Here is a 10,005-nt window from a genome sequence, read left to right as displayed (position 1 = left end):
GGCGGCCGCGCGCTCCGCTACTGCGCCATCGAGCGCCTCTTGCGCGGCCGTCATCTGGGTCTGCAGCTTGTGCGTTTCCTGGTGCCAGCGCTGCTGCTGTTCCAGCACGGCCTTGCGCAGGTCGATGGTCTGCAATGCAGCTTCGGCGGCCTCGCCCAGGGTTGCCGTTTCGGCCCGCTCTTCCGGCGACAGGGGGCGCTGGTCGGCCAGCTTTTCGCCCAGGCGTTCGAGGATCTGCTTTTCCTTTTTTGCCCGCTCGAAGGCGCGCATGGAAATGTCCGTGTACATGCTGCTGCCCGTCAGGGTTTCCAGCAGTTCGCCCCGTTCATTGTCTTCCGTCTTGAGGAAGGTGGAAAACTCGTTCTGCGCCAGCAGCACGGCGCGCGTAAACTGCTCGAACGACAGGCCGATGCGTTTCTCTATTTCTTCCTTGACTTCCGTCTTGGTACCGCCGATGGGCTGCAGCGCGGGCAGCTGGTGCAAGCTCATGGCCGTGGCTTGCAGCGCGCCTTCGGCCTTGGTGCGCGAGCGGCGCACGCTCCAGCGCGCGCGGTAGCTGGCACCATCGTTGCCGACGAAGTCCACTTGCGCATAGCCTTCCGGCGTGCCGCGGCGCAGCAGGGTACGCGTATCCTGCGCGCTCACGGTTTCCTTGCCCACGTCGGGCAGGGCGCTGCCGCGCCCCAGCACCTTGAGCAAACGCGGCGTGGTGTCGTACAGGGCCAGGCACAAGGCGTCGAGCAAGGTGCTCTTGCCCGCGCCCGTGGGGCCGCTGATGGCAAACAGGCCGGAAGACGCCAGCGGTTCCTGCTGGAAGTCGACTTCAAATTCGCCGGCCAGCGAGGCCAGGTTCTTGCCGCTGATTTTAAGGATTTTCATGTGTTTTTTTGAACGGTCAGGCGCCGGGCAGCAGCAGTTCGGCCAGGGCCGAGAGGAGTTCAGGCGGTGCTTCCTTGCCGTACTTTTGCAGGTACAGACGGCGGAAGATGTCGTCGGGCTGCAGCTGGCCCAGCTGGTCGAGGGTCATGTTTTCCGGCGCGCTGCCGCGCGCGGCGCTCGATGTCTCGATTTTTGCCAGCCGTACGGGCTTGCCGTCCAGGGCCGCCTCGATGCGCGTGCGCAGGCCCGGTTCCGGCGCGTCCAGGCGCACGCGCACTTCCAGGAAGGGCTGCGCTTCCGGTGGCGCAGCGGGCACGTCGAGGGCGGCCAGCTGCGCCAGCACGTCGGTGATGGGCGCCGGCGTGGCGGGTACGCGCAAGAGCGGCACGGCGCGCGGCACCTCGATGGCGCGCACGTCCTGCAACTGTTCGCCTTCGAGGTCGAGGCACAGCACCTGATGGCGGTAATTCACCTCCGCGAAAGACAGGGGAATCGGGCTGCCGCAATAGCGGATGTGTTCCTGGCCGCCCACGGTTTGCGCCTTGTGCAAATGGCCCAGCGCCGCGTAGGCGATGGCCGCATCGAATATCCCCGAGGGCAGCATCTCCGTGCCGCCGATGACGATGCGCCGCTCGGAGTCGTTCGACATTTCGCCGCCCACCATGTGGCAGTGGCCCATGGCGATGATGGCTTGCCCGGGCTGGCGGCGCGCCAGCGCCAGGTCCGTCAACTGGCGGTACAGCAGGGCGATGCCGCCCAGGTAGGCGTCCTGCGTGTCGCCGGCCGGCAGTTTCGGCACGTCGCCGGGACGCAGGAAGGGCACGGCCAGGCACCAGGCCCGCACCTGGCCATCGCTGCCGGCCAGCGGCAGCAGCAGGCGTTCCAGGTCGATCTGGCCATCCTCGCCGCGCAGCAGATGGCCGATGACGTGGGTGCCGTGCGCGGCCAGCAGGGGGCCGGGTGCTTCCAGCCGCCGGCCGAATCATGGTTGCCCGCGACGACGACCAGCTGCAGCGCGGGCAGGCGCGCGCGCGCCTGCTGCAGGAACACATACAGCTGCTTTTGCGAGGCGGCGGATGGATTGGCGTTGTCGAACACGTCGCCCGCCACCAGCAGCACGTCGATCCGTTCGGCCACGAGGGTGTCGAGCAGCCAGTCGAGGAAGCGCTGGTGCTCGTGGCCTCGCTCAAAATTGTGCAGGGTCTGGCCCAGATGCCAGTCGGAAGTGTGCAGCAGGCGCATGGTGGGGCTATGGTAGGGAAGACAGGCGCCAATATAGCAGGAATGACAGGGGGCAGACCCGCCGGCGGCAAGTTTCCTGGCAGGGGCCTTGCCGATCGCGAAGCGACTGGCCCCAGCCTTCAGTCGGGCTTGCCCTCAGCCATCAAGCGACAGTCGTGTCGGCTCTGTAGGTATTGCGTCCATCCTGCTTGGCCCGGTACAGCAGCACGTCGGCGCGCTGCAGCAGCACGGCGGGAGAAATATCTTCGTCGCGGTAGAAGGCCAGGCCGATGCTGGCGGAAATGCGCACGGTGATGCCTTCCAGTTCGAACGGCTGCTGCATGGCGCTGACGATTTTTTCCGCCAGCACGGCCGCGTCTTCGGGTTTGCCGATCTGCTCCATGATGATGGTGAATTCGTCGCCGCCCAGGCGGGCGATGATGTCGGTGACGCGCATGGTCTGCGTCAGGCGCTGGGCGAAGGCGCGCAGCAGGGCGTCGCCGATGCCGTGGCCGTGCGTGTCGTTGACTGGCTTGAAACGGTCGATATCCATGTACATGACGGCCATCAGGTGCTGCTGCTGGCGGCTGGCGTGCATGGCGTCGCTGAGCTTTTGCTGGAAGCCGGCGCGGTTCGACAGGCCGGTCAGGGCATCGACCTGGGCCAGTTTCAGCAGCCGCTGTTTTTCGCGCTTTTGCACGGTGATATCCTGGCGCATGACGTGAAAGCCCACCACCTGCAGGTTGTCTTCGCCGATCTGCGGGATGTAGATCACTTCCATGCAGCGCTCGATGCCTTCTTTCTCGTCTTCTTCCTCGAAGCTCAGGGTTTCCCCCATCAGCACGCGCTCGATGTAGGGCGCGACAGTGCGGTAGCGCGCCTCGCCCACGGTGGCGCGCACGCTGTTGCCCAGCACATGGCGCCCCGTCAGGCCGAATTCGCGCTCGTAGGCGATGTTCAGGAAGCGGTAGACCTGGTCGGCGTCGATGTAGGCGATCATGGCCGGCAGGGTGTCGGCGATGGTGCGCAGGCGCGCTTCGCTTTCCAGCAGCGCCACTTCCGATTCGCGCAAGGTGGTGATGTCGTCCAGGCTGCCCACATAGCCTTCCACCTGGCCGTCGATGAGGATGGGGGCGATTTTCACGGAAACCCATACCAGCTTGCCGTCGCGGTGCAGGCAGCGCAGGGTGGACTGGAATGGCGCGTGGCTGCGCGTGAGCTGTTCCAGCGCCACGTGCATCAGCGGATAGTCGTCCGGGTGCAGCGCGCTGGTCCAGCCGGCGCCCAGGGCGGCGGCGCGCGGCAGGCCCGTGATGGCCTCGAAGGTGCGGTTGACGTAGGTGCAGCGGCGCTGCCGGTCCAGGCGCACGAGGCCCAGCGGCGAGGCGTCGTTGACGGCGGCCAGTTCGGCCTGTTTCTGGCGCAGCTCCAGCTCCTGCTGGCGGCGCTGCGAAATATCTTCGGCGATGCACAGGATATGTTCGATCTGCTGATGCTCGTCGAAGACGGGCACGGAGACGGCATGCAGGTAGCGCAGGCTGCCGTCAAGCAGGCGCAGCGGCTTGTCCGTATGGTCGATGACGCCCCGTTCGGCCAGGATGGCGCGGTCGTCCTCGGCGTCGTGCAGGCCGAAATCGGGTGCGAATGCCTGGCCATCGGTCTTGCCGATGATGTCGGCGGCCAGGTAGCCCGTGATGTCTTCGGCGGCCTTGTTCCACACTTCCATCTGGCCGAAGTTTTCCGGCCGCGCGCTTTTCACGTACACCAGCACGGGCAAGTGGTCGATCAGCGACTGCAGGAAGCTGCGGTTGTCCTGCAGCGCCAGTTCGTCGTGCTTGCGCGCGCTGATGTCGCGCGAGGTGACGGCCACGCCATCGCTGATCGGCACCACCTGGTGGCGCAGCCAGCGCGTGCCGCCGCTGGCCACGGGCAGTTCGAATTCATCTTCCAGCGGCTGGCCCGTTTCCAAGACTTGCACGAAGCGCTGGAAAAAGCGCTCGCCGCGCAGCAGCGGCATGTGCGGCAGCACGCGCTGGCCCAGCAGTTCCGCGCGTGGCTTGCCCAGCATGTCGGCGGCCCGCTCGTTGACGTCGGCGAAAATGAAGTCTTCCACCGGCTTGCCCGGTGCGGGGCGCCAGGCTTTCAGCAGCAGCACGGAATCGAGGCTGCCCTGATGCGCCGCGCGCAGCAGCGCCTGTGTTTCCTTGGCCTGGCGGATGCTGCAGCGCAGGCGGGCGCTCTGGCGCGCCAGCAGCGCGGTGAAACCGGCGATCAGCACGCTGGCGGCGATCAGCGCACCCAGATACACCTTGCGCCGGTGTTCGAAGCGGGCCAGCGCCACGGTGCGGCTCACGCCCACCACGGCCAGCAGCGGGTAGCGCGGCAGCTCGCGGTAGCTGTAGATGCGCGGGACGGCATCGACGGGCGGCTCGATCACCAGTTCCTCGGGCGCGTGATGCGGTGGGCCGGGCATGCGGAAGTCGATGCGGTCGCTGATGATCAGTTGTTCGCCGAGGCGTCCCACCGTCAGGCCGCTGTCGCGCGCCACCAGCATCAGCGCGCCGTGTTCGTCGAGGTTCAGGCGGTCGTAGTCGTCGACGAAATACGTGGGGTCGACGAGGATGATGATGGCGCCGGCGAAATTGCCCTGGCCATCGTTCAGCCGGCGCGCCAGGCGGATGGTCCAGTGCTTGCTGTCGGCGTCGAGCATGGGCGTGTCGACCAGCGGCGTGTCGGCCGGATTGGCGGCCAGGGCGCGGAAGAAGGCCTGGTGCGCCAGATTTTCCGGAAAATAGGCGTTGGCGCTGTCGACCACATTGCCGTGCGCGTCGACCAGGGCGATCGGCAGCTCCAGTTTCGACGGCAGCACGCTGTCGAGCAGGCCCTGGCGGCGCGTGAATTCATTCAGGCGCAGGCCGCCGCCTGATTCTTCGTATTTGAGCTTGAACAGCTGCGTGGCGTGGTCGGTCTGGCGCAGGATGTAGCTGGTATGGTCGGCCAGGGTGCGCGCCAGCGACTGGCTGCCGGCCACGGCGTCGCGCGCGGCGCTGACCTGTTCCTGGCCCAGCTGATAGATGACGGCGCCCCACATCACGAGCAGCAGCAGCAGCGCGAAGACGGGCACCAGGCTGATACGGTAAACGTGGCTGGCAAGGCGTTGCAGGGGTCTCGTTATCGATATCACGGGCGCTTGCAGGCTAGATTCAAGTAAAAGGGGAGGACGGCGTGGCGCGCATCATAGCCGAAATCGGCCGCCCTGCGCGGAACCTGTTGCCGTCCCTCCCGTCGTCTGGTCGTGGTCTGTCGCTGGCCTTATTTTGCGTTAAATCAGGTAGCTGTGGTGCCACGCACGCTAAAAAAAGCACGCCACCCCCGGCAGGGGCTGGCGCCGTGGCAGAAAAAGTACAATTTCGCCGCCATCCTCATTAAAATGGCTGCTTCTTCCTCCCATATCGAAAGTTGTCATGCAGAGTAAAAAGCCCGACGCGGCACGGCTGGACAAGATCGTTGCCGAAGCGCGCCGCGCCGCCGACCAGCGCGAGAGCGGCTACCGCGAGCGTTCGCTGAAGATGTATCCGTGGGTATGCGGCCGCTGCATGCGCGAATTCACGCGCGCCAACGTGCAGCAGCTGACCGTGCATCACCGCGACCATAACCACGACAACAATCCGCCCGATGGCAGCAACTGGGAGCTGCTGTGCCTGTATTGCCACGACAATGAGCACTCGCGCTACCTGGAAGCGGACCGTGGCGCCGGCCTGCTGTCGGCCGAGGTGGCACCGGCCACGCACAATCCGTTTGCCGCGCTGGCGGGCCTGATCAAGAAAAAGGACTGAGCGGGCCTCTGGCCCTGATCCCATGCGCATCTTGCTGACCGAAGACGACCCGCAGCTGGGCCGCGCCACGCAGATCGGCCTGGAGCAGGCCGGCCACGCGGTGGACTGGGTGCAGTCGGCCGAACACGCCCACACGGCCGTGCGCCTGCACGACTATGCCTGCATCCTGCTTGACCTGGGCTTGCCGGGCGAGGATGGCATGCAGGCGCTGGGCGTGCTGCGCGACGCCGGCTACAGCGGTGCCGTGCTGATTGTCACGGCGCGCGACAAGGTGGGCGAACGCATCGCCGGCCTGGATGCGGGCGCCGATGATTTCATCGTGAAACCGTTCGACCTCGATGAACTGGCCGCGCGCATCCGCAGCGCCTGCCGCCGCGCGGCGGGCCGCCTGCGCGAAAACCTCGTGCATGGCGACCTGGTGCTCGATATCGCCGACCGGCAAGTGACGCAGGGCGGCCAGCCCGTCACCCTGACCCTGAAGGAATTCCGCATCCTGCAATTGCTGCTGGAGCATGGCGGAAGGGTGCTGAGCAGGGAACAACTGGAAAAGAATCTGTACAGCTGGGGCGGCGAGGTGGAAAGCAATGCCGTGCAGGTGCACATCCACCATTTGCGCAAGAAGCTGGGGCGCGACTTGATACGCACCGTGCATGCGATCGGCTATTGCATCGACAAGCCGAAAGCGGCTTGATAACAAAACGGGCCGCCCTGAGGCAGCCCGTTGCGGTGATGTGGATGTGTTACGTCATCAGAAATCCATGGTGGCCGACAGCCACAAACGGCGGCCATCCATGCTGTTGACATAGCGGTTGGCGTAGTTCAGGGCCGGACCCGATCCCGGGCGGTAAGCCTGGTAGTCGATGAAGTCCTTGTTGAGCAGGTTGTACACGGCCGCGTTCAGGGTGACGCGCTTGTTCAGCTGGTAACTGGTGCCTACGTGCAACATCGTGTAGCCCTTGTAGTCGCCCAGCGCGGCCTTGGCGGCGCGCGTGGCAGCCGAGGTGCCCGGATCGCGGAAGCGGTCGCTGCGGTATTCGCCGCGCAGCCAGCCATTCCACTCGCGCGAGATATCCCACGACAGGCGCGCATTGACGGCGTGCTTGGGCGTGTCGCTCAGCGGCTTGCCCGCGTTGCTGCCACTCTTCTGTTCGCTATCCGTGTAGGTGTAGTTGGCGCTGGCCGACAAGGTCTTGCCCAGCGGGAAGCGCGTGTTCAGCTCGACGCCGCGCGTGACGGCCTCGTCCACGTTGATCGACTGGCCGAACGCATCGACATTGGGCCAGTTGCCGAAACTGACGCAGCCGGGACGGTTCGGCGACGGACGGTAGTCGCAGTTGAGCAGGCCCGTGCCCGTCGTGATCTTGTCCTTGAACTCATTGTTGAACACGGTGCCGCTGGCGGTCCAGCCGGCCAGGTTGTCGAAATACGCGCCGATTTCCGCCGTCGTGCTTGTTTCCGGCTTCAGGTTCGGGCTGCCGACGAGGGGAATCGTGCCCTGGCCGCCGAAACCGTTGATGCCTGGCGACAGTTGTTCCACGCGCGGCGTCTTGTAGCCCTTGCTGACGCCGCCCTTGACGGTCCAGCCTGGCGTAGCGTTCCACACGGCATAGGCGCGCGGGCTGGTCTGGCCGCCGAAGATGCTGTGGTCGTCATAGCGGGCGCCGAAGGTCAGGGCGACGTTGTCCAGCACCTGCCATTCGTCTTCCAGGAACAGGGCTTTTTGCGTGAATTCGAATGTCTTTGGCGCCACGCCGTCCGTCATTTCCGCTTTCCACCATTGCGCGCCAACGGTGGCCATGTGCTTGCCCAGCGGCATGACCAGCTTGGTGTCGAAGACCTGGCTTTCCACTTCCAGGGTGCGCGCGCTGCCGGCCACGGCGCCTGGCGTGCCTGGCGGAATCGTGCGGCCCAGGGTTTCCGTCTTGTTCACCATGTAGCTGCTGTCCAGGGTGCCGAAGCCGAAGCGGCCCGTGTGCGACAGGGTCCACTGGTCGCGCTTGTATTTCTGCTCGGGGCCGTAGCCGCCCTGCACCGATTGGGTGCCGAGCTGGCCGCGCGAATTGTCATAGGTCTGGCGCCCCGCGTCGGCGTCGAGGATGACGGTATGAAAGCGGTTCGGCGTGAAGGCCAGGCGCGCGCCAAAGTTTTCAATGTCCGAGCGCACGGGGTTGGCGCCCATATTGGTGGGCACTTCAGCGCCGGCCGCGTTGGTGTAGTTGACGCTGGCCGCATCGCGGCGCTGCTTGCTGCCGCGCAGGGACAGGCCCAGCAGGTCGGTGGCGATGGGGCCGCTCAAGTAGAAGCGACCGGCCTTGACGTCGCCGAAGTCCGATTCTTCCTGCACGGTGTAGTCGGCCGAGACGGAACCCATCCACTCTTTGCCCACCTTGCGCGTGATGATGTTGATCACGCCGCCCATGGCGTCCGAGCCGTACAGGGTCGACATGGGGCCGCGGATGATCTCGATGCGCTCGATGGCTGCCAGCGGCGGCATGAAGCTCGTTTGCGTGCCGCCGAAACCGTTCGGCGTGACGTTGCCGGCCGCATTCTGGCGGCGGCCGTCGATCAGCACCAGGGTATAGTCGCTGGGCATGCCGCGGATGCTGATGTTCATGCCGCCCGTCTTGTCGGCGGCCGCGCCCACGTCGATGCCTTCCACGCTTTCCAGCGCCTGCGTCAGGTTGCCGAAGCGTTCCTTCGACAGTTCTTCACGCGTCAGCACGGTAATCGAGGCTGGCGCCTGCTTGATATCCTGTTCGAAACCGGAGGCGGACACCACCACTTCAGGCATGCTGGTGGTCGTTGCGACCTGCGCGTGGGCAGGCAGGCAGGACAGCGCGGCCAGGGCCAGGGCCAGGGTAGTGGGGCGCGGCAGGTGCGCGCGGCGGGTGCTGTTGGACATGCAAACTCCTGATGGTGGATGGCTTATTGTTAGGTTATTGATGGGTAGCGCTATCGAGTAATGGGAATCATTAGCAAAATAAGAATCATTTACAATTGCGGCCCTGACTTCCCATAAATTATTTCGCTCCGGATCTTGCGCAGAAGTTCTTAAGAGATTCTTAACAAGCCCGCGGCATCATGCAAACTCTTTCCCAAGGTCATATCCCATGTATCCAGCCGCCACCGAAACCGGCCTGAAAGCGCTCGCCAGCCAGGCGCCGGCATGAGCGGGCTTCGCCTGCGCAGCTGGTCGCTGCGGCGCACCCTGCTGGCCGTGTTGCTGGGCCTGACCCTGGTCCTGTGGGTGGGCAGCGCCGCCATCGTCTACGTGGAAGCGCGCCGCGAAAGCCAGGAACTGTTCGACCAGTCGCTGACCGAGACGGGGCACTTGCTGCTGTCGCTGGTGGAAAAGGATGTGCGCGAACACGGCTTGACGGGACCGATCGACCTGCCGCTGCGCGGCCAGCCGAATCCCCACCATTATTTGCTGTTCAAGGTGCGCGACGCGCAGCAGCGCGTGTTGTACCGCAATGACGCGGCCAGCGATATCGCGCTGTCGCGCAGCGCGCCCGATGGCTTGTCGTGGACGACGATCGCGGGCCAGCGCTGGCGATTGTTTTCGCTGTGGGACCGGCAGCGCAGCCTGCAGCTGCTGGTGGCCGAGCCGACCAGCCACCGCGACGACATCAGCCGCGGCTTCTTTTACCGCATCGCGCTGTTCGGCCTGCTGCTGGTGGCGCTGGCCACCATCGCCATCTGGTGGAGCATCCACCGCGTGTTCCGCGTGCTGCAGGTGTCGGCCGATGAAGTGTCGGCGCGCACGCCGCATGAGCTGGCCGACGTGAACCTGAGCGGCGCGCCCGCCGAGCTGCATCCGCTGCTGCTGGAAATCAACCGCCTGTTCGGCAGGGTGCGGCACAGCCGTGACAACGAACAGCGCTTCACTGCCGATGCGGCGCACGAATTGCGCACGCCGCTGGCCGCCATCAAGACCAATCTGCAAGTGCTGCAGCGGGCCCGCAGCGCGCAGGAACGCGAGGAATTCATCGCCGCGCTGGGCGCCAGCGTGGAGCGCGCCACGCGCCTGGTCAACCAGCTGCTGGCGCTGGCCCGGCTCGACCCGCAG

6 protein-coding genes and 1 pseudogene are annotated in these 10,005 nt (G+C 65.5%); 3 read left to right on the top strand and 4 right to left on the bottom strand.

Annotation, left to right across the window (positions count from 1 at the left end; translation table 11 throughout):
- The 3 genes and pseudogenes from JaAD80_RS27200 to JaAD80_RS27190 form a co-directional block, all read right to left on the bottom strand.
- The coding region (locus JaAD80_RS27200; protein ID WP_180979617.1) for an AAA family ATPase at positions 1 to 879 on the bottom strand (879 nt) is incomplete at its 3' end.
- Positions 880 to 895: 16 nt separating this feature from the next.
- Positions 896 to 2,121: pseudogene (locus tag JaAD80_RS27195) on the bottom strand (exonuclease SbcCD subunit D C-terminal domain-containing protein).
- A gap of 142 nt (positions 2,122 to 2,263) precedes the next feature.
- Positions 2,264 to 5,284, bottom strand: coding sequence for a PAS domain S-box protein (locus JaAD80_RS27190; protein WP_258003211.1), 3,021 nt, complete (start codon positions 5,282 to 5,284; stop codon positions 2,264 to 2,266).
- A gap of 280 nt (positions 5,285 to 5,564) precedes the next feature.
- Here JaAD80_RS27190 and JaAD80_RS27185 point away from each other — a divergent pair, with 280 nt between their 5' ends.
- A complete protein-coding gene (locus tag JaAD80_RS27185) occupies positions 5,565 to 5,936 on the top strand; it encodes a YajD family HNH nuclease (protein ID WP_034755042.1) in 372 nt (123 codons plus the stop codon).
- 22 nt (positions 5,937 to 5,958) lie between these two features.
- Positions 5,959 to 6,627 carry a winged helix-turn-helix domain-containing protein gene (locus tag JaAD80_RS27180; protein WP_102299200.1) on the top strand — a complete coding sequence of 223 codons (669 nt, stop codon included), beginning with the start codon at positions 5,959 to 5,961 and terminating at the stop codon, positions 6,625 to 6,627.
- A 57-nt stretch (positions 6,628 to 6,684) separates the two neighbouring features.
- On the opposite strand, the gene JaAD80_RS27175 is transcribed toward JaAD80_RS27180, so the two are convergent.
- The gene (locus JaAD80_RS27175) at positions 6,685 to 8,838 is read right to left on the bottom strand and encodes a TonB-dependent receptor domain-containing protein (RefSeq protein ID WP_102299198.1); all 2,154 of its coding nucleotides are present in this window, start codon (positions 8,836 to 8,838) and stop codon (positions 6,685 to 6,687) included.
- A gap of 264 nt (positions 8,839 to 9,102) precedes the next feature.
- Between JaAD80_RS27175 and JaAD80_RS27170 the strand changes: the two genes are divergently transcribed.
- Positions 9,103 to 10,005, top strand: a 903-nt coding sequence (locus tag JaAD80_RS27170; RefSeq protein WP_102299197.1) for a histidine kinase dimerization/phospho-acceptor domain-containing protein, incomplete at its 3' end; no start/stop codon positions are given.

The organism is Janthinobacterium sp. AD80, from assembly GCF_002878455.1.
Taxonomy (GTDB): Bacteria; Pseudomonadota; Gammaproteobacteria; order Burkholderiales; family Burkholderiaceae_D; genus Janthinobacterium.
This window is presented reverse-complemented; position numbering and strand designations above follow the sequence as displayed.

Excerpts from the sequence above, each read along its gene's own strand:
- JaAD80_RS27185 (WP_034755042.1), top strand. The coding sequence starts at position 5,565 with ATGCAGAGTAAAAAGCCCGACGCGGCACGGCTGGACAAGATCGTTGCC.
- JaAD80_RS27180 (WP_102299200.1), top strand. The coding sequence starts at position 5,959 with ATGCGCATCTTGCTGACCGAAGACGACCCGCAGCTGGGCCGCGCCACG.
- JaAD80_RS27175 (WP_102299198.1), bottom strand. The coding sequence starts at position 8,838 with ATGTCCAACAGCACCCGCCGCGCGCACCTGCCGCGCCCCACTACCCTG.